Source organism: Pseudoalteromonas sp. DL2-H2.2 (assembly GCF_021532535.1).
GTDB classification, from domain to species: domain Bacteria; phylum Pseudomonadota; class Gammaproteobacteria; order Enterobacterales; family Alteromonadaceae; genus Pseudoalteromonas; species Pseudoalteromonas rubra_A.
In genome coordinates, this window is record NZ_JAKGBD010000010.1 from 174770 (window position 1) to 197550 (window position 22781).

A 22781-nucleotide genomic window follows, 5' to 3' on the forward strand; every position below is an offset into this window, starting at 1 on the left:
GCTTATTTTAAGATTGTGGGTGGGTTAAGATGACCAATCATGTTGCAGCCTGTGGTCAGATGAAAGTGGCCAGGCTGGCGCAGGAGCCACACGACACACACAGCGAAAGTGTTTTGAGCTTTATCCGCTCGGGCTCGCTGGATATGTTACACGGGGAGACCTTCACGGCCACCGAGGGGATGTTTGTACTGGTGCCCGGCGGGATGCCACATACCTTGTTGTCGGGGTCCGATTTACACGTTCACTGGATGAGCTTTTGCCCGGATTGTCTGGGGCTTGAGCCTGGCTGTGCTTTATTGCAGCCTTTTCAGCAGGTACGATTGGGCGCTTTACCTGCGTTAACCTTAGCGGTTGAACGTATTGAATTTGTGCAGACCTTATATCAGCAATTTGAGCTGGCGCTTCAACAGTCTTTGCCGCTGGAAGTCATGAAAAGCTTTGTGTTTTTGCTGTTGCACGAAGTGTCACTGGCACAGCAGCCTGTGAGCTGGCGTGCGGGTATGCATCCTAAAGTGGTCGCGGCACTGTCCTACATAGAAAGCCAGGGGTTGCAGCCGGTGTCATTACAAAGTGTGGCCGACGCGGTGTTTGTTAGCGCGCCTTATTTGGCAACTTTGTTTAAGCGTGAAACAGGTTATTCTGTGGGTCAGTGGCTGACTAAAAAGCGCCTCGGTGAGGCGTGTAACCGGCTGATGCATACCCACACACCCATTGCGGTTTTGGTCGAAGAGCTGGGCTGGTCTGATCCCACTCATTTTATTCGTCAGTTTAAAGCGGCTTACGGGGTGACACCTGCACTGTGGCGCAGGCAGCACAACCACAAAGGTGAGGCAGATTGATAAACTGGCTACTTGTGTATTACATCCAAATACGATTCACTGAGCTAAATGACTGATCCTAAGTCTCTAATCCTTTTCAGATAAGCAGCACGCATGATAAGTTAGTCATATCATGTTAACGGGTGTTTATTTGTGCGCCTGCTATAATTGCAATCAGGATCGGTAAAGTCCGGCCCTGATTAAGCCGAAGAATCACTGTAATAGGTAAATATACTTTGTTTAAGGAAATTGAAGACCTGAGCGAGAGTCTGGTGCTGATTGTCGAAGACTCAAAGTTGACGCAAAAAGTCATCTCGTGCTTTTTAGAGGGGATTTGTTCGGTACAAATGGTGACATCCGGAGAAAAGGCGATTGAATTTTGCCGCGCTACGCCACCGGATCTTATCCTGATGGACTGGGTGCTCGAGGGCATGTCTGGCGTTGAGGCCTGTAAACAGCTACAGGATATGGAAGGATTATCGGATATTCCGATTATTTTTGTGACCTCCAACATCAGCGAACAGCAGCAGGACTTATGCTGGGATGCCGGCGCGGTCGACTTTATTCCTAAGCCCATCGTCGCCAAGACCCTGATCAACCGGGTGAAGACTCACCTGAAATACAAACAGCAGGCCGATACCCTAAAGCGCTACTCTTACTACGATGGTCTGACCAAAGTGTTCAACCGTCGCTTTTTTGATATGGAAGGGGCACGTCAGTTTAAGCAAAGCGTGCGCCAACAGCATACCTGCTCCGTGGTGATGCTGGATATTGACCACTTTAAAAAGTTTAACGACCGCTACGGTCATCTCAATGGCGACGATGCGCTTAAAGCCGTTGCCAGCGCCATTGACGGTGAGATACGTCGGCCTATGGATGGGGTGTATCGCTATGGCGGTGAGGAGTTTGCGATTTTATTGCCAGACACTGAGCCTGATGGGGCGAAACAACTTGCCGATCAATTTGTTGCTGCGGTAAAAGCGCTGGGGATTGTGCATGAGGACTCTGACAGTGGGGTGGTGACCATCAGTGCTGGTGTGGCCAGCAATACTCGGGGTGAGTGTTACCAGGACCTGGAAGCGCTGATCGCTGCGGCAGACGAAGCGCTTTACAATGCTAAACATCAGGGGCGTAACCGGGCCTGTGTGGCAGAAAAAAAGGGCGCTTAGGCCCTTTTCATTTAATTCAATTGGCGGCTGCTTAACCCGCCATATTATACAGCAGTGCAGAGACCGCTAAAATGCCGACCAGCAGGATAAAGTAGGTACCCAGGTGGTTGCGATATTGCTCAAGTGCCGGTACTTTAAAAATAGCAATGGTTGGCATGATGAACAGGATCATGGCAATAATCGGCCCAGAGATGGCGCCCATCATATCCAGAATGCTGGGGTTCATGACCGCACAGACCCAAATGGCGATAAACATCAGGCCAACACCTAGCTTATCAATCAAACCCACAGACAAAGACGACTGCTTGCTCAGCAGGCCATTAAAGCTCTCACGTGCGCCCAGGAAGTGGCCGAGGAAAGAAGAAGTAATGGCAATAAAGGCAACCAGCGGACCCAGCATGGCGATAAACGGATTGTCATACACGTTAGCAAGGTAAGACAGCACAGACACATTGGCTGCTTTGGCTTCGCGCATTTGCTCCGGGCTCAGTGACAGCACACATGAAAAAACAAAGAGCAACACGAAGACAATCAGCATCAGCGAGGTATTACGCAAAATGGCTTCAGACTTGTGTGTGGCACCATTAGCATAGTGACGGCGCTGCGCATTGGCGAAGCTTGAAATGGCCGCAGCGTGGCTGAATGAAAAAACAATAATGGGTACGGACAACCACAGGGTTTCACTCAGGCCGGCGATATCCGGTGTTGTGACAACCGGCGCTTGCCAGTGTGGGATCAGATACAGTGATAGCATCAGCAGGATCCCAACCAGCGGGTAAACCAGCAGTGCAAAGGCACGCAACAGCAGTTTTTCGCCGCCCAGCATAATGGCTATCATGCCTGCGACCAGCAGAGCGGACAGCAATACCCGCGAAGGCGATGCCATTTCCAGCTGATTTACCATAAAGCTGTCTACGGTATTGGTCAGTCCGACGCCGTAGATCAATAAAATAGGGAAGATTGAGAAGAAATAGAGCAGGGAGATTAATCGGCCAGCGGTGGCACCAAAATGCTCTTCAACGACATCGGTAAAGTCGCTATCTTTGTGTTTTGAAGAAAGTACAAAGCGCGCCAGGCCACGGTGAGCCAGATAGGTCATTGGAAAGGCCAGCAATGCCATGATCATCAGCGGCCAGAATCCGCCAATACCTATATTGATAGGCAGAAACAAAATACCGGCGCCGACAGCCGTACCAAACAGGCTCAGTACCCAGTTAGTGTCGTGCTGTGTCCAGCGACCCCGACTGCTTTGGGTTACGTCAGCGGCAAGCGCCTCTGCTGACAGCCCTTCAGGGGTATTACTCATACTTGTTGTCCTATGATTAGAATTATATGCGCGCGGATAATATAAAAAATGTGGCCGATATGCATGCTTTGCGCGCTATTTAGGTGTAGAGCGACTAAAAACCCGACAAAATTGGCGGGTTTTTAGTCATATTCAGTGCCCTATGGGGATGTTGTGGGACAAAATTTGACTTTGTAACTTTAAGAGGTACGATTTGAGCTCGGAAAATAAGCTAGTATCATAATAAAGAACATAGTATTTTAGTCTCTATATCATGCCCGGTCATCAAACATCGTCATGCGTCGTGGCGTGATGATGACCAGGCTAGCAAGGTAAAATCTCGTTATGGAAATAATAAATCTTGATCCGCATCACCCGGAAGTGTCGCAGTTGCTCAGAGACATAGATGAGTTGATGAATACATTGTACCCTCCGAGCAGTAACCAGCTGATCCCGGCGGATGAGCTGGCAGCGCCTGACGTTTATTTTGTTGGGGCGCGCACAGAAACTGATTTGGTGGGGTGCGGTGCATTGGTGCCACAAACGGACGAGGACAACGACCTGACACGGTATGGCGAGCTGAAGCGCGTATATGTTCAGCCACCTTATCGGGGGCTTGGTGTGTCCAAGCGGATCATGCAGTCATTGATTGACCATGCCAGGCAAGCTGGATTCAGGATACTGCGATTGGAAACCGGGATCCGGCAAACTGAGGCAATAGGCTTGTATGCTTCGCTGGGCTTTGTGCAACGGGACGCCTTTGGCAGCTACGAACCCGATCCCCTGAGTGTCTATATGGAGTTGTCGCTAAAATAGACTGCAATATCAATTGCACGCGACGCGCGACATTTTTGCTATACTCCCGCCATTCTTTTTTTGAGTTGTACAAAATCATGTCCTTTGAATCTCTTGCCTTAGCGCCTGCCCTGTTAGAAGGGCTCAAGGCGCTTGACTTTACCGAGCCGACCCCTGTTCAGGCGCAAAGTATTCCAGTGATCCTGGCAGGTCACGATCTACTGGCATGTGCGCAAACGGGCACCGGCAAAACAGCCGCGTTTATGCTGCCAATTATGACGCGGCTACTCGAGCAATCTGGCTCAGGCGTGCGTGCTTTGATTTTGGCGCCGACCCGAGAGCTGGCACAGCAGGTGACACAGCATGCCAGTGCGTATGCTGGTTGCACTGAGCTGGTAACTGTGTGTTTGCATGGTGGGTCGAATATTGGACCTCAGGAAAAAGCACTGCGTGATGGCGCTGACATTGTGGTTGCAACACCTGGCCGACTACTGGATCACCTGATCAAAGGCACATTAAATCTATCCGCGATAGAGTATCTGGTATTTGACGAAGCCGATCGTATGCTGGACATGGGCTTTATGGGCGAAATACGCCGCATTATGCGTAAAATGCCAGCCAGCCGACAAACATTGCTGTTTTCGGCCACCGTTGATGAGGCTATCTTCAATCAGGTCAAAGACTGGCTGAAGGAGCCCAAGCGCATAGGAATTGAAGTACAAAACCAGGCTGCTGAGCGGGTTGAGCAAATTTTCTATGCGGTGGATGAAGAGCGTAAACGAGAGTTGATCGCACATCTGATAGGCAAGCAAAACTGGCATCAGGTGCTCATCTTTACTCGTACCAAAAAGCAGGCCGATGAATACGCCAAAGAGCTGAATAAAGATGGCCTGAAAACCCAGGCGATCCACGGCGACAAATCCCAGGGGGCACGTAACAAGGCGCTGGCACAATTTAAGGACGGCGAAATTCGTGTGCTGGTCGCCACCGATGTGGCGGCACGGGGTATCGATATTCAGCAACTCAATTATGTGATCAATGCTGAACTGCCGTATGTGGCGGAAGACTATGTCCATCGTATCGGGCGCACCGGCAGAGCCGGAGAAGCAGGCACAGCCATTTCCCTGGTCAGCATTGATGAACAATGGTTGCTGGAGGAGATTGAAGTGCTGCTGGATGAGCGCCTGACACCACAATGGCTGAGTGGCTATGAGCCCGACCTGACCCGGGAGCCTAAAAATGAGCGGCAAAACTCTACAAAGTCTCGCCGACAGCGCGACAAAAAGCGGGTACTGGGTCAGCGTGGAAAGCGCAGGCGATAACGTATACGGTAACGCATCACATCATTTTGAAGAGGTTAAGTCATGACGCAAGCACAGTGGCATATTCATCAGGGCAGTATTGACGATATGCTGGTGGTTGAGCAACAGATCCCGGAGTTCTCAAACCCCAAAACCCGCGAGCAAATCCTTCAGAGGCTGGCGGGGCGCACTTACCTGGCGTTGATAGTCAGCTGCAATGGTCAGCCGGTTGCTTACAAACTGGGGTTTGAGCAGGCACCAAAGCAGTTTTATAGTTGGCTGGGCGCCGTGATACCAGCGTATCGAGGACAAGGGATGGCACGGGCTTTGTTGCTTGAACAGGAGCGCTGGTGCCGAGAGCAGGGGTTTAGCCACATTGAAGTGAAGTCCATGAACCGGTTTAAAACGATGCTGCAAATGCTGGTGAGCCATGACTACCATATTGCCGAGCTCACCCCTCCGGCAACGTCTTCGCAAACCTTGCTGGATGTTCAGATCCGATTTCGTAAGGCACTTTAATGCTTACGTGCATCAAAGTACTGATTGAGTCCTAAAGCCGCGAAGATAATCGCACTGCCCAGTCCCAAGCTGAACAGATCCGCAGTGCGATTCCAGATCAGAATATTCACCAGGATCCCGGCCGGGATCAGCACATTGTTCATCACTGCCAGTGCGCCAACCGACACCAGGGTGACCCCTTTGTTCCAGACAAAATAACCCACAGCAGAGGCAACAAGGCCCAGATAAACCAGGATCCCCCATTGCTGAGCTGTTGCGGGTAATCGCTCCAAATCGCCAAACAGCGCAAAGCTGAACAAGGATACGACCAGCGCGCCAAGAAAGAAAAAGCCAAAGCACTGATGGTGTACCAGCGTGTGCTGCTCAGCAAGGCGCTTGTACAGAACCTGACCCAAAGCAAAACACAGGTTGGCACCCTGAACAATGATAAAGCCCAGCCAGAAATCCGGATTAGGCACCGTCAAACGGATCACCACAGCGCCCAGTGTGGCCAACAGTGCAACCAGCAAGTAGCGGGCATTAAATTGCCCGGCAAATAAGTCATTAAGCAAAGTGATATATACCGGTGTCATAACGGTAAACAACAGCACTTCTGGCACCGACAGGAATAAAAAGGCGTGATAGTAAAAGCCATACATAGCGCCTATCTGAATAGCGCCTATCGTCATCAATCTGAGCATCACAGGGCGCGCCGTTTGTTGCCAGCGGATAAACGGCAAGAAAACCAGAGCTGCCAGCGCAATGCGGCTTAGAGCGGCAAACCAAAGATCGACCGATCCGGCCAGATAAACGCCGATTAGGCTAAACGAAAACGCCCATACCAGGGTGATAAAAATCAGGTGATACATATCAGATCAGTCAAAAGGTGTCACAGGGTAGTCGCAATGATACCTCAGAGTGGCTTGATTTAACTAACAAAAATACCAATGGCCCAGGTGAGTCGGGCGCTGCAAGTGGTCTAACTGCGCTTAGCGGGTGATCACACATAAACGAGATAGAATATGAATCATCGAAAATACCGAGTAAAATGAGCGTTATAACATGATTTTATTTTATAACCGCCACGCTACAATGGCCTTGTTTTCACATTTATCCCTTCATGATTACCCATGATGTTTATTAAGGCCGCTCTATGCGGCCTTTTTTTTGTCTGCATTTTTGCTAAACCAAAAATAACTTATATACAGGTGGCTGTGCTTTTTGTCTCCAACAGGAAAAGGTCGGCCTGTTGCACCATTAAAGACAATAAGAGTACCGATGGTCCAGGCGCTGCCGTTGACTTAACTGTGTTTAGGGCGCAAGTATCAGCAAGACGAAAATAACCAATCGAAAATACCGAATTAAACAAACGTTATAATATGATTTTATTTTATAACTGCCACGCTACAATGGCTTTGTTTTCACATTTATCCCTTCATGATTACCCATGATGTGTGTTGAGGCCGCTTTATGCGGCCTTTTTTTTACCCTCATTGTCTGTTCAGCGGCGCCTAACCTGCCTACCTTTAAGATGATACTTTTCTGCGGGCAGTAACCTTACTGCCTGTTTCAACTGTAAAAGGAAAAAGGTATGCGTACAATTCCATTGCTGATGTCGGTTGTTTTATCTGTATTCTTGAGTGCCTGTGCATCTATGGGCCCGGGCGATGCCGCGCAAAAACGCGCAGAAATCCAGAAAATGAAACGAGAGACGCTAACTAAGCTGTATAGCAAAAAACCAGATGTTCGCGCTCAGCTGAGCAATGCGCCGGGGTATGCGGTGTTTTCCAATGCAAATCTGAACATTATTTTTGTTGCTGCCGGTACAGGCTATGGCGTGGTGGAAGACAACATCTCGGGCAAGTCAACGTACATGAATATGGCGGAGGGCGGTGTCGGGCTTGGCCTGGGTGCCAAAGATTATCGCATTGTGATGGTGTTTCACACCAAAGCCGCGATGAAACAGTTTGTCGAGTCGGGCTGGACGTTTGGGGGTAACGCCGATGCGGCGGCAAGAGCCGCAGACAAAGGGGCCTCAATCGAAGGAGAGGTCTATTATGGTGATGTGACGGTGTATACATTCACCGAAAGCGGCCTGGCATTGCAAGCGACCATCAAGGGCACCAAGTTCTGGCAAGACAAGGAACTCAACTAGCTCTCAGAATTTAGCCGGCCTTGCAGGCCGGCTGATAAATTTGCTTACCAATTGTCATATTTTCATGCCTGTTTTACCCCGCCCCTTTTACGCTACACTCAGAGAAAACACAGGCACAGGAGGTGGTATGATCTTAGTGATTGGTGCAAGCGGCGCAACGGGTAAGCTGGTTGTTGAGCAGCTGTTGCTGGCCCAGCAACAGGTCAGAGTATTGGTAAGACCAAACAGCGCACAGTTGGAGGTGTTCAGGGCTTACCCGCAACTGGATGTTAGAGCAGGCAATATTGCTGAATTCAGCAGCAGTGAACTGGACACGCTGATAATGGGGGTGACGGCGGTTATTTGTTGTCTCGGACATCGGGCTACGTTTCAGGGCATATTTGGTGATCCTCGGCGTTTGGTCACAGATGCGGTCAACTATGTGTGTCAGGCCATCGTCAGAAATTACACTGATGTCCCGGTTAAATTTATCCTGATGAACAGCACCGGATGTCGTGATGAAGCAAAAGGTGAGCGCCCATCTTTGGCGCATCGCGCTGTGGTTGCATTACTGCGGGTATGCTTGCCACCTCATCCTGACAATGAAGCTGCGGCACGCACATTGCGCGCGTATTTGAGCGCAGAAACGGGCGTTGACTGGGTCATTGTTCGTCCGGATTCGCTGGTGAATGAGCCTGAGGTCACAGCCTACGAAGCGCATCCATCTCCACTACGCGACGCCATTTTTGATGCGGGAAAAACCAGTCGAGCCAATGTTGCTCACTTTATGTGTCAACTGGTGCTCGACCCGCACTTGTGGCAGCAATGGCAGGGCCAGTCTCCCGTTCTTTATAATACCAAGCGCTAGTACTCGATTGTGGTTTTGTAATCGTAACGGAAACCGATAGAAATCGAGTCGAAGTCATCGCCATTGACGAACGACTTGTTCAGGTACTCCAGGTGCACTCTGAGTGCCTTAATTGGGCTCCATTCCAGCGTCACGTTGTAGCCATCAAAGCCCCCAGCGGCGGGATCTGAATCCTGATAACCGTCGTCAAAGTCAAAGTAACCGGTTTTAAGTTTATAGGCTTTGGCCAGTTGATAGGCGAATGACAGATCAAAGGTATGTCCGCTGCGATCGGCGCCCGGAGTGCGTCTGTCATAGTTCTTGTCCTGATAGGCAACCGCAGCATAGAAGCGGGGAGTAAATTGATAAGCGAGCGAAGTCGCCCAGAGATTATTGTCCCCAAGCTGAATATCGTCTGCATAAACATCGTTTTGCTGATAAGTGATCGCAGCGTGTAAGTCATTGGCGTCATAGCTCAGGCCCACATTGACTAAGTCGTCAGAATTACTGCCAGATTCACCATTAAACTGGGCGACTGCAACAAAGGTAAAGGGTCCGGGCGTGAGCCGGTAGCTGATCAGGTTATCAACAAAGAATAGACTCTCGGGGTCGTAGGCAAACGGGCTGTTCGCGTGATTGAAGATATCCACGTACTCCGCAATAAACAGATATTGTGCTGGTCGCTGTTTACCAATACCAAAACGCCCGACGGGTGTATTGAGCGCGGTATAGGCGCGCCGGGAGCGGCCAAAATTGCCTTCATTGGCCACGTCAATGCTCCACTCGCCATGCAATTCTGCACTCCAGTCCTGATCAAATTCGTGTGTTACCTTGAGCCCGGCATGAGATAAGGCATCGCGGACATCCCAGTTATCCTCGCTATTGGTTTCAAGTCGACCATAAGTAGGGCGCATGGTCGCATATACATTTAGCTGGCGCTTTTCTTCTGTGGGTGGTGATTTTGCTGTTGTAGTTGCAGCCGGGGCTTGGGCTGCTTGTGCCTTGGCAGGTGCCGCTGTGCTGGCAGATTGCGTGTCTTGTGTCGGGTTTTCGGCAGCCGGGTTTTGCCGCTCAAAGCGTGCTTTTAAGGCCCTAAGCTGGGCTTCGAGCGCTTCAATATCAGCCATAGTAACAGCACGTTCAGTGTTAGCATGGGCGCAGGTTAAAGGTACGCACAGGGCGACGAGGATGGCTTTAGTCACAGAGGAGATCGCGTGGTTCATAGCAAGTTACCAAATTTGTTGCGTTAGTTGCGATAACTCGAATTATAGACAACACTTTGGCAAAGGGTAATTTTATTTGGCCTAAATTATATGAAAATCCGCAGCAAATTCTCTTTGGCATCGGCGCTTCTTATCTTTGTGATCATACTAGTGATCAGCATCACCACATACTGGCTGGTTAATGCGTCTATGAATAAAAAAACCACGGCTTATGTGAGCGATTCCGCGCAGTTACTGGCGCTGGGCATAGACAACTGGTTGGCCGAAAAAGCAGCTTTGATCAGATTGTTGCGCAGCCAGATTGAAGCCGATTTTAGCCCGGATCAGTTTCAAAAAGGACTTGAATCACCGTATTTCAAAGAGGCTTTTTTACTGGCGTTTGGCACCTTGAGTAATGAGCCTATTTTAAGGTCGAACAATCCGAACCGGCAAAACCCGCCGGATGTCGATTTTCGGGAGCGGGGCTGGTACAAGCTGGCCAGAGACAAAGGCAAAACCGTATTTACCAGCCCCTATACGGATGCCGCGACCGGGGAACTATTGCTCTCAGTCGTGGCTCCTATCAATGTTGCTGGCCAGTTTCGCGGTGCCATTGGCGGCGATCTCAGCCTCGATACCATCGCCAAAAGCGTCAACGCAGTAAACTTTGATGGTACTGGCTACGCCTTTTTAGTCGACAGCAAAGGGACTATCGTTTCTCACCAAAATGCCAAGCTCAATGGTAAGCCGCTCAGTGCTCTGTCTCCTCAGTTGCATAAATCGGCAGAGCAAACCTTGTTAGAGGTGACGGTAAACGGGGAAGCCAAGTTGCTGTACTTCTATCCTTTGTCTCAGCAATACGGTACCGACTGGTATCTGGCGGTTTTGCTCGACAAAGCGCTGGTATTTCGCGATTTGAGAGAGTTGTCTATGAGTACGCTGGTGCTGGCAGTGGTGGCCATTTTGCTAGGCGCGTTTCTGAGCCGTGCGTTGGCAATTCAGCTACTTAAACCGTTGAAAGACCTTAACGATGCGATCACCAATATTGCTTCGGGCAGTGGCGATCTGACCCAGCGCGTACGCATTAAGCATCAGGATGAATGCGGCAAGGTAGCGCAGGAGTTCAACCAGTTTTTGGGCTCTTTACACGCGCTGGTAACTGATGTTAAACAGCGGGCCGATATGGTGGTTGCAAGCTGTGACGAGGCCCGGACGTTGGCGAATCAGTCCAGCTCTCAGCTTACTGAGCAGGTACAGCATATTGAGGGGCTGGCAACGGCAATGCACGAAATGAGTACCACCTCCAGTGAGATTGCCGGCAGCGCGCAAAATGCGGCGACGTCTATAACCTCGGTCAATGAAAAAGCGGCACAAGGTCAGCAAGTATTCCAGAAAACACGGGGTGAGATTAGCGCTCTGGCGGATGAAATTAATACTTCACATGAAATGAGCACACAACTGGCTGAATACAGTCAGAGCATTGAAAATATCCTCTCCGTAATAAACGGCATTGCCGAGCAAACTAACTTGTTGGCGCTGAACGCCGCCATTGAAGCGGCCCGGGCAGGTGAGCAGGGGCGGGGTTTTGCCGTGGTTGCTGATGAAGTACGTTCACTGGCAACCAAAACGCAAGAGTCGACCACAGAAATCAAGTCGATGATAGAGCAGATCCAGGCCTCGTCTATTCAGGTCCAAAGCGCCATGGGCAGCAGTCGCGATAAAACTTTGCTCTGTGTGGAGCAAACCGAGCAAGCCACGGGCATGCTCAATGAAATATCCGAGGCCGTGAAAGACATCATGGATCGCAATATTCAGATTGCAACGGCCATAGAAGAGCAAAGTGTGGTGATTGAGGAGATAAACAAAAACACCTCTAATATCAATGATATTAGCGTAGAAGTAGGGAGCTTTGCGAACCGTCAGTATGAGTCGAGTAAAGTACTGGCGCAACATGCCCATGAGCAAGAAGGGCTGCTATCTAAATTCACGCTTTAGCTTAATTCACGCTTTTGCTTGGTTGCGGCAAGTTGTACACTTGCCGCATAGCCAATAAAACAAATGAGCCAAATTTGGACAACAAGAAACACATATGGGTAGATGCAGATGCATGCCCTGTGGTGATCCGCGAGATTTTGTTCCGCGGAGCAGCCAGAACCCAGATGCCTGTCACATTCGTTGCGAATCAGTATATTAAAACGCCGCCATCTCCTTATATTCACAAGCTACAGGTTAGCAGCGGTTTTGATGTTGCCGACAACGAAATTGTGCGCCGTATGAACGCGGGGGATTTAGTGATCACAAGTGACATTCCGCTGGCGGCAGAGGCCATAGAGAAAGGCGGGTTAGCGCTAAGCACGCGCGGTGAAGAATTTACCCGGGAAAACATTCGCTCCAGGCTGAACATTCGCGATTTTATGGATACCATGCGCAGCAGCGGTATGGTCAGTGGTGGCCCGCCTCCACTGGGGCAAGCTGAAAAACAACAGTTTGCCAACAGCCTCGACCGCTGGTTGCAACAAAACAAAACCTAAGTTAAGAGACACCGACTCACCCCGAGTCGGTGTCGTTTGGTCCTTATGCCATATCGGCGTGCATTACTTTAGCCCACACATCAACAAAGTCTTGCACAAACTTCTCGCGGTTATCGTCCTGAGCATAAAACTCCGAATAACTGCGCAATACGGAGTTAGAGCCGAATACTAGGTCGACGCGCGTTGCCGTCCACGCCACATCGCCACTGTTGCGGTCAATCAATTGATAAGTGTGCTCGTCCTTAGGCTGCCACTGGTATTGCATGTCGGTCAGCGTGACAAAAAAGTCGTTGCTTAATACTTCTGGCCGATCAGTAAATACACCATGTTGCGTGGTGCCATGATTGGTGTTGAGTACACGCATGCCACCCAAAAGTGCCGTCATCTGCGGGGCTGTGAGTCCCAGCAGCTGGGCCTTGTCCAGCATGAGCTCTTCCGGGCTTACCTGATAGGGCGCTTTTAACCAGTTACGAAACGCATCATGCAGCGGCTCCAGTACGGCAAACGCCTCGGTATCTGTCATCTCGCCGGTGGCGTCGCCTCGTCCGGGCGTAAACGGCACCTGAATGTCAAACCCTGCCGCTTTTGCGGCCTGCTCAACAGCAAGGTTACCTGCCAGCACCAGGGTGTCTGCCAGGCTTGTGTTATGCTGCTGTGCAATGGGAATGAGGGTGGCCAGCACTTTATTTAGTCTAGCCGGTTCATTGCCGGGCCAATCCTTTTGCGGTGCCAGGCGAATACGTGCGCCGTTGGCACCACCACGCCGGTCTGAGCCGCGAAATGTTCGTGCGCTGTCCCAGGCCGTCGCAACGCGCTCTGCAATACTCAGGTCGCAGGCCGCGATGGCTTGCCTGAGCGCCTGAAGGTCGTAGCTGGTATTACCCATCGGGACCGGATCTTGCCAGAGGCTGGTCTCTGTTGGCACGTCTGGCCCGATGTAACGTGACACTGGGCCCATATCGCGGTGCGTGAGTTTGAACCAGGCCTTGGCAAATACCTCGGAGAAATAATCCGGATCATCATAAAAACGCTGCGAAATTTTACGGTACTCCGGGTCAACTTTCATCGCCATATCGGCATCGGTCATGATCGGGCTGTGGCGTTGTTGTGAGTCGACAACATCTGGGTATTTATCTTCTTCTTTGACATTGATGGGTTGCCACTGCCAGGCACCTGTCGGGCTCTTTTTCAGTTCCCATTCATAGTTGAGCAGTAAATGAAAGTAGCCGTTGTCCCAGCGGGTCGGCTGATTTGTCCAGGCACCTTCCAGTCCACTGGTCACGGCATGTTTGCCAGTCGCGCCGTCTTTGAGCCAGCCAAACCCCTGTGCTTCCAGATCAGCCCCTTCAGGCTCGGGGCCGAGTGCCTCTGCATCGCCATTACCATGGCATTTGCCAACTGTGTGTCCGCCTGCGGTCAGTGCAACCGTCTCTTCATCATTCATTGCCATACGGGCAAATGTTGTGCGCACATCTTCGGCCGTTTTTTGCGGATCGGGCTGGCCATCCACTCCTTCCGGGTTGACATAGATAAGGCCCATCATTACGGCGGCCAGAGGGTTGTGCAGCTCCCGCTCACCGTGATAGCGGCTGTTGTCGCTGTCGCTGGTGGCCAGCCATTGTGATTCCGGGCCCCAGTATATGTCTTTCTCCGGATGCCAGATGTCTTCGCGGCCAAACGCAAACCCATAAGTTTTTAACCCCATAGACTCATACGCTATGGTACCGGCGTAGGCTATCAAATCTGCCCAGCTTAGTCGGTTCCCGTATTTTTGTTTAATTGGCCAAAGCAGGCGGCGCGCTTTATCGAGGTTGGTATTATCTGGCCATGAGTTGAGCGGTGCAAATCTCAGGTTTCCGGTGGCGGCACCCCCGCGGCCATCGGCTATCCGATATGTCCCGGCGGCATGCCAGGTCATGCGGATCATCAGCCCACCGTAATGCCCCCAGTCTGCCGGCCACCAGGGTTGGCTGTCGGTCATCAGCGCATGCAGGTCTTGTTTGAGGGCGTCGAAGTCGAGTTGCTTTACCGCTTCGCGATAGCAAAAGTCTGGGTTCATTGGATCAGTTTTGCTGTCGTGTTGGTGCAGTATGTCGAGGTTCAGTGTTTTGGGCCACCACTTGGGCTGGGTCATTTGCTCTGTAGTGGGGCTGTTATGTAGTATCGGACAGGTACCAGGGCGGTCGTTTGCTTGCATTGCTGTGTCTCCTTTCAAATCACGGCGTGTTGGATTGCGCTGATCAAATACGGCTGTTATCAGGCGACGGGCTATAAATTATAGTCAAAACATGGTGTAGTTGAATGAAATTCATGCGCTACAATAGCTGATTGAGATCACTAGTGCGGTTTTACGCAGGCAAGTGTTCGAATAAGACGAGATGTGAAACAGGGGTAAAAATGATAAGAATAATGACACAAAGCGACTTTCAATGTTTCTGGCCAACCTTTAAAGCGGTGATTGAACAACAAGAGACCTATGCTTTTGACCCCGACATGTCGCAGCAGGCGGCCTATGCACTGTGGTGCGAAAAAGTAGACTGTGCTTATGTCATGGTCGAAGAAGACGAGCTCCTCGGTAGCTATTATTTAAAAGCCAATGCGATGGGTCCGAGCGATCATATTTGCAATTGTGGCTATATGGTCACAACTCAGGCTAGGGGTAAAGGAGTTGCGCGCGCCTTGTGTGAGCATTCGCAAAATGAGGCAAAAGCGCGGGGCTACCTGGCTATGCAGTTCAACTCTGTGGTTGCCAGTAATCAGGTAGCGGTGCAACTTTGGCAAAGGTTGGGGTATCAAATAATAGGAACAATTCCAAGGGCTTATCGTCATCCCCGTTTAGGCTTCACTGATAGTCACATCATGTATAAATGGCTCGACTAAAAACAATAATGTTATTTCATATCAATACCATAGGATACAATGAGGCATTGACATCGCCTCCTGGCCCGCCTATATTGCTGGCAACTTAATCAATCGTGAGAAGGTAAGTTGCGTTTACTACAGGGTCTGCTTAGCATAATTATGATGTTACTGATTGGCGTTCAATCGGTGACTGCTGCGGTCGATCCCGGCAACTTTCACCAACCTGATCAGGCACACCTGCAAACTAAGCACGTTCATGATGACAACTATTCTGTCTCGGACAGGCTTATTTTTGATGAGCAGGGACATGTGATCTCCGACTGTCACCATTGTGGCCATTGTAGTGGCAGTCATACTATTTGGATGTCAGCCAGGTTTGCTATGGTGTCCGGCCTTATCAATTCCGACCCTGCCTTTTTACCCGGCGACACTCAGGTTCGCCGACGGATTGAATCTCAGTTTAAACCTCCCATCGCTTAACGCTGTTTCTTTCTGATCGTATTTAGATCAGCCATATTTTTTGTCGTTTGACGGGTTGCTTCCGTGTGCCTGTCGCTATGTGGCAACAGGGCGGTGCAATGAGTCAGTCTCCTTTTGCCTGCAACAAACAGGCTGTGGCTTGCCGACAGTTTAGATGTGTGACAAGCCACGAATTAAGAGGTTTAGATAACCATGAACAAACGTATTTTTAGCTGTGCAGCTGGATTACTACTGATATCACTGAGGGTCAATGCGGGTTTAAGTGCCGACCAAGACCACAACCATACCGAACAACACCGCCCTGCCGGTGCTGCTTATGCTGCGCAGTCTCATGCACAAAGTGTGCTGCTTAATCAAGCCCAGCAAGCAAAGATCAACCTTAAACTGGAGACAATCCAGCCTACATATGAACGCATGCCACTTTATGCACCGGGCGAACTTAAGGCCAACAGTTACACCAGCTATGTGGTAACGCCGCGGATTGATTCTGTCATTGAGCGCCGTCATGCCGTATTGGGCCAGATAGTTGAGCCGGGCGATAAGCTGGTTACCCTATTTAGCCAGGATATGGCGCAGGCGCAGGCAGATTATCTTATTGCTGCCAGCCAGTGGCAGCGGTTCGCAAAATTAACCGATACGAGCCTGAGCGAAAATCAGCAGGTTGAAGCCAAAGCCCGGTTTAAGGCAACACAGGGTAAGTTATTTGCAATGGGGATGAGCCCGTCTGATGTCAGCCAGTTACAAGAGACTCAGTCGCTGGGCATATACACTTTGACTGCAAAGCGTGGCGGGATTGTTCTGGCGGATAATTTTGCTCAGGGCCAGCGCTTTGAGCCTGGAGAGGCGATTATGAAACTTGCTGATGAATCGTCCCTGTGGGTCGAAGTCAGGCTGGCTGCTACACAGCAAAGCCCGATTGATACCAGCACCCCCGTTGAGATTGAATATAATCTTCGGCGTTATCCGGCAAAGGTGATCCAGCAGGGGCATACCCTGGATCCACTAACGCGTACCCGGGTTGTTCGCCTTGAGGTAGACAACCCGGACGACACCTTACATGCGGGGATGTTCGTCAGTGCGCATTTTATGTTTAACACCGCAAAAGCGGTTATCGCGGTGCCTGAATCAGCCTTGGTCCGGGGCGCTGACGGTCAGTGGCAAATATTTGTGGAACATGAGGCGGGTGAGTTTATTGCCACTCCTGTGCTGCGCAACAAGCAGATAGGAGATAGGGTCATTATTGAGCCTGTATCGTCCTCGCAGATGATTGAATCTGGTGCCAGGGTGGTTATTGAAGGGGCATTCTTTGTTGCTTCCGAATTGGCCAAAAGTGGCTTTGATCCACACAATCACTGAGGGCGAGAAAGATGCTAAATAAACTCATTCGAGGTGCAATTGCATACCGTGCTCTGGTGCTGTTGCTGGCGCTTATGACTCTGACGGCGGCACTTTGGCAAATACCTCGCCTGGATCTGGATGCTTTTCCGGATGTGACCAATATTCAGGTTGCTGTCAATACTGAAGCGCCCGGATTAGCGGCTCAGGAAGTGGAGCAATTGATCACTTATCCTATTGAGGCGGTGATGTATGCGCTACCGGATGTTGAGCAGGTGCGCTCAGTGTCGAAAACCGGATTATCCGGGGTGACCGTGGTGTTTAAGGAGGGCACAGATATTTACTTTGCCCGACAGCTGGTGTTTGAGCGGCTCCAGGCTGCCCGTTCACTGATCCCGGATTCCGTTGGAACACCGGATATGGGCCCCAATACCTCCGGGCTGGGTCAGGTCTATCAATATCTGCTGGTGGCAGAGCCCGGCTCGGATTTTGACGAGATGGCGCTGCGAAGCCTTAATGACTGGGTGGTTAAACGTTTGCTGATGCCGGTAGAAGGGGTGACCGACGTACTGTCATTTGGTGGGCAGGTTAAGCAATATCAGGTGGATGTAGATCCTGCACGTTTACTGGCCTACGAACTTACCCAGGCGCAGGTTCAGCAAGCCCTTATGGATAATAACCGTAATGCTGGTGGCTGGTATCTTGAGCGGGGTCAGGAGCAACTGGTGATCCGAGGGGTTGGCTGGTTTGCAAGTGGTGAAGCGGGCCTGGCGCAAATTCGCCAGGTGCCCGTCAAGACAGATAATGGCACAGTAGTGCGGGTGAGTGATGTTGCACAGGTTAAACTTGGAGGTGAGATCCGCCAGGGTGCAGTAACCATGACCCGGCGAGACAACGCAGACAAACAGCGGCCGATGGGGGAGGTTGTCAGTGGGATCGTACTCAAACGTATGGGTGCCAACACCAAAGCGACCATTGACGGGATCAACAACAAAGTGACTCAGATTAACCGGGCTCTGCCGCAGGATGTTAAATTTGTGCCGTTTTACGATCAAAGCATGCTGATCGACAAGGCCGTGAGCACAGTCGCCCAGGCGCTATTGCTGGCCTTCGTGTTTATTGCCGTGGTGCTGGTGTTGTTTTTACTTAATCTGAGTGCGGCAATACTGGTTATACTTTCCGTACCTGCGGCCATCATTCTGGCTTTGGGGCTGATGTCTGTGATGGGCATGTCGGCCAATTTAATGTCACTCGGTGGATTGGCGGTAGCCATAGGTATGCTGGTCGATGGCTCCGTGGTTATGGTTGAGCGTATCTTGCAACGACACGCTCAGTCGTCGACATCACCCGGCAGTGCCGTCAGACCGTTTCATGAACTGGTGAGCTTAGCAGCAAAGGATGTTGCTAGGCCTATCTTTTTTGCCTCTGCAATTATCCTGCTGGTTTTTTTGCCCTTATTTTCATTCGAGGGCGTTGAGGCCAAGCTGTTTGTGCCCATGGCAACCAGCATTATGTTGGCCATGGTGTGCGCCGTGGTCATTGCCTTACTGGTCGTGCCGCCCCTGGCCTGCTACTTGCTGAAAAGCCGCAAACCAGCGAGGCGTAATCCGGTATTAGATAAGGTCGAAGCGTATTATCGTCAGCTACTGAAGCAAGCGCAGCGCTACAGCAAAGCACTCCTTAGTGCAATCTCGGTGCTGTTTATGTTCGCGATATACACGCTGACGCAAATTGGCACTGAGTTTGTTCCGGAGCTGGAAGAAGGAACGCTGAATTTGCGTGTAACGCTGGCACCTTCGGCTAGTCTGGATACGGCCTTATCGGTTGCACCTAAACTGGAACAAACGTTATTGGAATTTGAAGAAGTTACTTATGCATTGAGCCGCATTGGCCGCCCTGAGCTGGGGGGCGATCCTGAGCCTGTGAGCAATATCGAAATCTACATCGGGCTGCGACCTGTTGAACAGTGGAAAAATGCCCATACACGCGCTGCCTTGCAAGAAAAAATGGCAGCGGCGCTTGCGGTTCATCCGGGTTTACTTTTTAACTTTTCTCAGCCGATAGCAACGCGTGTTGATGAGCTACTGTCAGGCGTTAAAGCTCAGCTTGCCATTAAATTATTCGGACCCGACTTGGCGGTGTTGATGCAAAAAGGGGAAGAACTTGAGCATCTGGTAAAGGCAGTATCGGGCACCACGGATGTGGCATTGGAGCAGTTAAGTGGAGAGGCACAACTGGTGATCACACCGAACAGGCAGGCGTTGTCGCGTTTCGGGCTCTCCGTTAATGATGTAATGGAGCTGGTCAGCAGTGGTTTAGGGGGCAGCGCAGCAGGCCAGATAGTCAATGGCAATGAAAGGTATGACATTTACGTCAGGCTGGCTGAACCGGCCAGGCGCAACCCCGCTGCAATTGAATCTCTCAGGCTGCTGTCACCCACAGGTGCCTGGGTGAGCTTAAAAGAAGTGGCAAACGTTGAGTTTGCCGAAGGTCCGGTACAGATCCGCCGTGATGACGTGCAGCGCAGAATTGTTGTGCAAGCCAATGTTTCGGACAGAGATATGGGCAGTGTTGTCACGGATATTAAAGCGAAGATGGATAGCGCATTATCACTGCCGCCAGGCTATAGCATTGAATTTGGGGGGCAGTTTGAAAGTCAGCAGCGTGCCCAAAAGCGATTAGCACTGGTCGTGCCCTGTGCCCTGTTACTGATGGCTTTGCTGCTGTTCGTGACCTTTAATTCGCCAGGCCAGGCGGCTCTGGTTATGCTGAGCATTCCACTGGGAGTGATTGGAGGGATCTTTTCTTTATACCTGTCCGGGCAATATTTATCAGTTCCGGCGTCTGTAGGATTTATTACTTTATTTGGTGTTGCTGTGTTAAACGCGGTGGTGCTGGTAGAGAGTATTAATCAGCGCATTGCCGCTGGAGAGGACAGAGCTATGGCCATTCAAGAAGGGGCCGCTTCAAGGTTGCGCCCGGTATTGATGACTGCGCTTACCTCCGCACTGGGACTCATGCCAATTTTGTTATCAGCGGGCGTTGGCTCAGAGGTTCAGAAACCCTTAGCCAGTGTGGTTATCGGTGGTTTGTTTACTTCAACTTTGCTGACTTTGTTCGTACTGCCCGTTTTATTTGAACGTTTCAGTGCTGCAAACTTAAAGAAGGACATCAATTAGTCGCGATGATAATCACAAAGCCGATCTGAGAGTCGGCTTTGTCCTCTGACAGTTTAACCCGACGCTTTTTTATTCAGTAAATAGACCGCGCACAAAGCGCAAGCACCACCCACTGCAACCCCCAGGCTGAGTCGCTCACCAAAGTACCAGGCCGACAATCCCATCGCGGTAACCGGCACGACGAAGACAAAAGAACTTGAGCGGTTGGGACCAAGCTTTTGTGTTGCTAAAAAGAATACGCTGGTGGCAATACTCACCACAACAATCGACAAAAAGAGTAAATGGTACCAGTAATACGCGGGATACTGTGCGGCACTGGTGAACGGAGCGTGCTTGTACGCAAACCCGTAACTGATCAATGAGGCCCAAAAATACATGAGTGTGCTAAAGGTAATGAAATCCGCATAGCGGGTGCCACGCTGGCTGATTAACGTTAGAAAGGCCCAGGTCAGCGCAGCAAGAATAAAGTACAGATTACCCGCTGCCAATATTTGTTCGAGATTGAAATGCCACACCTCAATCATCAGCAGTCCGCCGCCCAAACCCAATGCAAGTCCAACGCCCTGACGTCGGTTAATGGCTTGGCCCAGTAAAACGGCACTCAGAATAAAGGTAAACACTGGATTTGAGGTCGTGACCAGCATACCGCCCTTGCCAGGGAGTCCGTCGGCCAGCCCGAGAAAAAACAACTCATTGTATACTGCCAGCAAAATGCCCGCGGGTAACGACCAGGCTAGCGCGCGTCTATCATATTGCAGGCTCAGTAGTTTGAGCCTGTTCATTAACCACATAATCGGGAGCATGCTGATAGCAGCCAGAAACAATCGGTAGAATACGGTGACCTGAGCCGGAGCCACGTCGGCGATTATTTTTCCGGAGATCCAGCTCATGCCCCAAAAAAGCATGGCACAGATCAGCGCAAGTAAGATAGGGGAGTCGTTAGGCTGGTCTTGGCACGTTGTGGTCGACATGATAGTCCTTTCGATTTTAGTCGTTCTTTTGGATTCGCTAGCGTAGCAAATTTAGCTAAAAATGGGGCGATAAATTATAAACATTTATATGCATTTATATAAGAAAAAGTCGGGCAACTGGCAGATCCTGAATGTGTTATGGCAGTTTAATCAGCTCAGGCGGCATGTCAGTAACTAGTATAGAATTGGGGTACGCACTGTAATGGCCCGTAATTGCTTTTATCTGTCAGAAATCTATAGTTTGCACATAGATTATTCAGTCAGAGAATGCCGCCGTGATTACAAATATTGCCGTTACATACGAAAACAAAACATCAAAGCCAATTTTTGCATTTCTATGTCAAAAAGGAGAGATCAAAGCGCTTACCCTGACGCAGATCTTTCCGGGCTCTTCCTATAAGCTGTCAGCTGAATTTGAGGACCTCCATGAACTGGAAGTTGGTTTCGGTGATTCCTGGTCTAATCCTAAACTGGTTATGCCATTAAGTGCGGTGACTGGTTGTAATGAGTTTCAGGTCTGTCTTGATGACAATAATATGATGGAAGTAGAACAGTCCGGTGTTTCAGCAAAAAAGCACAAGCGATACTTTTATGATGCGGTTTGTTAGTCGAGCGCATCATAAGAGAAACTGATCTATGTCGTTAAGAAGTCTTTGGTAGTGGTACATACTTCTGTGTTTTTCGACATACCTCCTTCCTTTATGGTCTCTGCTAGTACCGTTAATTATCCGCTGGGCAGCTCTACACACCTATCTTTTGCTTCATATCGAATCTAATTTAACCTGGTTTTAGTGGAAAATACCTGGTTTGGTATGAATTTTATTCGAATGCACTGTTTTTCTCACTTTTCTTCAAAAAAGGGGTTGCGCTGAGTTTCGATTTCCCTATAATGCGCATCCACCGACACGGGGCGCTCGCTACGACGTAGAACGCTGAAAAGCAACGAGCCAAGTGAAGGGAAAGCCAAACGGAAAGCTTAATTAAGAAAATTAAATTTTCTAGTTGACTTTAAAAGTGAAGCGGTTAATATGGCGCTCCACTTCGCAGCAAGGCTGCGGTAACTAACCAAGGTTAGTTACTTTGTTCTTTAAAAATATGAAGCAATCATCTGTGTGGGCACTCGTACAGATTGAGTTCTAACAGCGGATTTCAGTTTTACTGAATGACGCACAAAAATTTAGAGTCTCAACTGAACTGAGTGACTATAGCAGTCAATTCGATTCGAAAGAATCAAAATCAGAATTCATTGAGCACGAAACTTCGGTTTCAAAAAACTTTTAATTGAAGAGTTTGATCATGGCTCAGATTGAACGCTGGCGGCAGGCCTAACACATGCAAGTCGAGCGGTAACATTTCTAGCTTGCTAGAAGATGA

19 protein-coding genes and 1 rRNA gene are annotated in these 22781 nt (G+C 50.1%); 15 read left to right on the plus strand and 5 right to left on the minus strand.

Annotated elements, in window-relative coordinates; translation table 11 throughout:
• Window positions 1-29: 29 nt before the first annotated feature.
• Window positions 30-839 carry a helix-turn-helix domain-containing protein gene (locus tag L1285_RS17105; RefSeq protein ID WP_235413353.1) on the plus strand — a complete coding sequence of 270 codons (810 nt, stop codon included), beginning with the start codon at window positions 30-32 and terminating at the stop codon, window positions 837-839.
• A 215-nt stretch (window positions 840-1054) separates the two neighbouring features.
• Window positions 1055-1987 (plus strand): GGDEF domain-containing response regulator, encoded by a 933-nt coding sequence (locus L1285_RS17110; RefSeq protein WP_235413354.1) that lies wholly within the window; start codon window positions 1055-1057, stop codon window positions 1985-1987.
• Between the two features lie 31 nt (window positions 1988-2018).
• Here L1285_RS17110 and L1285_RS17115 read toward each other — a convergent pair whose 3' ends face one another.
• Complete coding sequence (locus L1285_RS17115) at window positions 2019-3293, minus strand: aromatic amino acid transport family protein (protein ID WP_235413355.1); 1275 nt, start codon at window positions 3291-3293, stop codon at window positions 2019-2021.
• Window positions 3294-3617: 324 nt separating this feature from the next.
• Between L1285_RS17115 and L1285_RS17120 the strand changes: the two genes are divergently transcribed.
• From L1285_RS17120 to L1285_RS17130, 3 genes are all read left to right on the plus strand, one after another.
• Entirely contained in the window at window positions 3618-4088 is a 471-nt protein-coding gene (locus L1285_RS17120) for a GNAT family N-acetyltransferase (protein ID WP_235413356.1), read from the plus strand.
• Between the two features lie 77 nt (window positions 4089-4165).
• Entirely contained in the window at window positions 4166-5389 is a 1224-nt protein-coding gene (locus tag L1285_RS17125; protein WP_235413357.1) for a DEAD/DEAH box helicase, read from the plus strand.
• 42 nt (window positions 5390-5431) lie between these two features.
• A complete protein-coding gene (locus L1285_RS17130) occupies window positions 5432-5887 on the plus strand; it encodes a GNAT family N-acetyltransferase (RefSeq protein WP_235413358.1) in 456 nt (151 codons plus the stop codon).
• Here the strand turns inward: L1285_RS17130 and L1285_RS17135 are convergent.
• Window positions 5884-6735 (minus strand): EamA family transporter, encoded by an 852-nt coding sequence (locus tag L1285_RS17135; RefSeq protein ID WP_235413359.1) that lies wholly within the window; start codon window positions 6733-6735, stop codon window positions 5884-5886. The genes L1285_RS17130 and L1285_RS17135 overlap by 4 nt on opposite strands.
• 722 nt (window positions 6736-7457) lie before the next feature.
• Between L1285_RS17135 and L1285_RS17140 the strand changes: the two genes are divergently transcribed.
• Both L1285_RS17140 and L1285_RS17145 read left to right on the plus strand, forming a co-directional pair.
• Window positions 7458-8021 (plus strand): YSC84-related protein, encoded by a 564-nt coding sequence (locus tag L1285_RS17140; RefSeq protein ID WP_235413360.1) that lies wholly within the window; start codon window positions 7458-7460, stop codon window positions 8019-8021.
• Between the two features lie 127 nt (window positions 8022-8148).
• The gene (locus L1285_RS17145; RefSeq protein ID WP_235413361.1) at window positions 8149-8868 is read left to right on the plus strand and encodes an NAD(P)-dependent oxidoreductase; all 720 of its coding nucleotides are present in this window, start codon (window positions 8149-8151) and stop codon (window positions 8866-8868) included.
• Here L1285_RS17145 and L1285_RS17150 read toward each other — a convergent pair.
• Window positions 8865-10070: a porin gene (locus L1285_RS17150; RefSeq protein WP_235413362.1), complete on the minus strand. Its 1206-nt coding sequence runs from the start codon at window positions 10068-10070 to the stop codon at window positions 8865-8867. The two genes, L1285_RS17145 and L1285_RS17150, sit on opposite strands and share 4 nt — an antisense overlap.
• 90 nt (window positions 10071-10160) lie before the next feature.
• On the opposite strand from L1285_RS17150, the gene L1285_RS17155 reads away from it, so the two are divergent.
• On the plus strand, window positions 10161-12044 hold the full coding sequence (locus L1285_RS17155) for a methyl-accepting chemotaxis protein (RefSeq protein ID WP_235413363.1): 1884 nt from the start codon (window positions 10161-10163) through the stop codon (window positions 12042-12044).
• A 74-nt stretch (window positions 12045-12118) separates the two neighbouring features.
• Window positions 12119-12580, plus strand: a complete 462-nt coding sequence (locus L1285_RS17160) for a YaiI/YqxD family protein (RefSeq protein ID WP_235413364.1) — start codon at window positions 12119-12121, stop codon at window positions 12578-12580.
• Window positions 12581-12623: 43 nt separating this feature from the next.
• Here L1285_RS17160 and katG read toward each other — a convergent pair whose 3' ends face one another.
• On the minus strand, window positions 12624-14777 hold the full coding sequence (gene katG / locus L1285_RS17165; protein ID WP_268836126.1) for a catalase/peroxidase HPI: 2154 nt from the start codon (window positions 14775-14777) through the stop codon (window positions 12624-12626).
• A gap of 200 nt (window positions 14778-14977) precedes the next feature.
• Here katG and L1285_RS17170 point away from each other — a divergent pair, with 200 nt between their 5' ends.
• The 4 genes from L1285_RS17170 to L1285_RS17185 all read left to right on the plus strand — a co-directional run bounded on the left by L1285_RS17170 (window position 14978) and on the right by L1285_RS17185 (window position 20436).
• A complete protein-coding gene (locus L1285_RS17170) occupies window positions 14978-15460 on the plus strand; it encodes a GNAT family N-acetyltransferase (RefSeq protein ID WP_235413365.1) in 483 nt (160 codons plus the stop codon).
• Between the two features lie 141 nt (window positions 15461-15601).
• A complete protein-coding gene (locus tag L1285_RS17175) occupies window positions 15602-15922 on the plus strand; it encodes a hypothetical protein (RefSeq protein WP_235413366.1) in 321 nt (106 codons plus the stop codon).
• A 192-nt stretch (window positions 15923-16114) separates the two neighbouring features.
• Entirely contained in the window at window positions 16115-17278 is a 1164-nt protein-coding gene (locus L1285_RS17180) for an efflux RND transporter periplasmic adaptor subunit (RefSeq protein WP_235413367.1), read from the plus strand.
• 11 nt (window positions 17279-17289) lie between these two features.
• Window positions 17290-20436, plus strand: a complete 3147-nt coding sequence (locus L1285_RS17185; protein WP_235413368.1) for an efflux RND transporter permease subunit — start codon at window positions 17290-17292, stop codon at window positions 20434-20436.
• A gap of 53 nt (window positions 20437-20489) precedes the next feature.
• On the opposite strand, the gene L1285_RS17190 is transcribed toward L1285_RS17185, so the two are convergent.
• Window positions 20490-21407 (minus strand): DMT family transporter, encoded by a 918-nt coding sequence (locus L1285_RS17190; RefSeq protein ID WP_235413369.1) that lies wholly within the window; start codon window positions 21405-21407, stop codon window positions 20490-20492.
• Window positions 21408-21682: 275 nt separating this feature from the next.
• Between L1285_RS17190 and L1285_RS17195 the strand changes: the two genes are divergently transcribed.
• Both L1285_RS17195 and L1285_RS17200 read left to right on the plus strand, forming a co-directional pair.
• Entirely contained in the window at window positions 21683-22015 is a 333-nt protein-coding gene (locus tag L1285_RS17195; protein WP_125719277.1) for a hypothetical protein, read from the plus strand.
• A 670-nt stretch (window positions 22016-22685) separates the two neighbouring features.
• A 16S ribosomal RNA gene (locus L1285_RS17200) occupies window positions 22686-22781 on the plus strand; the annotation flags it as partial.

Coding starts and splice junctions, on each gene's coding strand:
- L1285_RS17105 (WP_235413353.1), top strand. CDS start 30: ATGACCAATCATGTTGCAGCCTGTGGTCAGATGAAAGTGGCCAGGCTG.
- L1285_RS17115 (WP_235413355.1), bottom strand. CDS start 3,293: ATGAGTAATACCCCTGAAGGGCTGTCAGCAGAGGCGCTTGCCGCTGAC.
- L1285_RS17120 (WP_235413356.1), top strand. CDS start 3,618: ATGGAAATAATAAATCTTGATCCGCATCACCCGGAAGTGTCGCAGTTG.
- L1285_RS17125 (WP_235413357.1), top strand. CDS start 4,166: ATGTCCTTTGAATCTCTTGCCTTAGCGCCTGCCCTGTTAGAAGGGCTC.
- L1285_RS17130 (WP_235413358.1), top strand. CDS start 5,432: ATGACGCAAGCACAGTGGCATATTCATCAGGGCAGTATTGACGATATG.
- L1285_RS17135 (WP_235413359.1), bottom strand. CDS start 6,735: ATGTATCACCTGATTTTTATCACCCTGGTATGGGCGTTTTCGTTTAGC.
- L1285_RS17140 (WP_235413360.1), top strand. CDS start 7,458: ATGCGTACAATTCCATTGCTGATGTCGGTTGTTTTATCTGTATTCTTG.
- L1285_RS17145 (WP_235413361.1), top strand. CDS start 8,149: ATGATCTTAGTGATTGGTGCAAGCGGCGCAACGGGTAAGCTGGTTGTT.
- L1285_RS17150 (WP_235413362.1), bottom strand. CDS start 10,070: ATGAACCACGCGATCTCCTCTGTGACTAAAGCCATCCTCGTCGCCCTG.
- L1285_RS17155 (WP_235413363.1), top strand. CDS start 10,161: ATGAAAATCCGCAGCAAATTCTCTTTGGCATCGGCGCTTCTTATCTTT.
- katG (WP_268836126.1), bottom strand. CDS start 14,777: ATGCAAGCAAACGACCGCCCTGGTACCTGTCCGATACTACATAACAGC.
- L1285_RS17170 (WP_235413365.1), top strand. CDS start 14,978: ATGATAAGAATAATGACACAAAGCGACTTTCAATGTTTCTGGCCAACC.
- L1285_RS17175 (WP_235413366.1), top strand. CDS start 15,602: ATGATGTTACTGATTGGCGTTCAATCGGTGACTGCTGCGGTCGATCCC.
- L1285_RS17180 (WP_235413367.1), top strand. CDS start 16,115: ATGAACAAACGTATTTTTAGCTGTGCAGCTGGATTACTACTGATATCA.
- L1285_RS17185 (WP_235413368.1), top strand. CDS start 17,290: ATGCTAAATAAACTCATTCGAGGTGCAATTGCATACCGTGCTCTGGTG.
- L1285_RS17190 (WP_235413369.1), bottom strand. CDS start 21,407: ATGTCGACCACAACGTGCCAAGACCAGCCTAACGACTCCCCTATCTTA.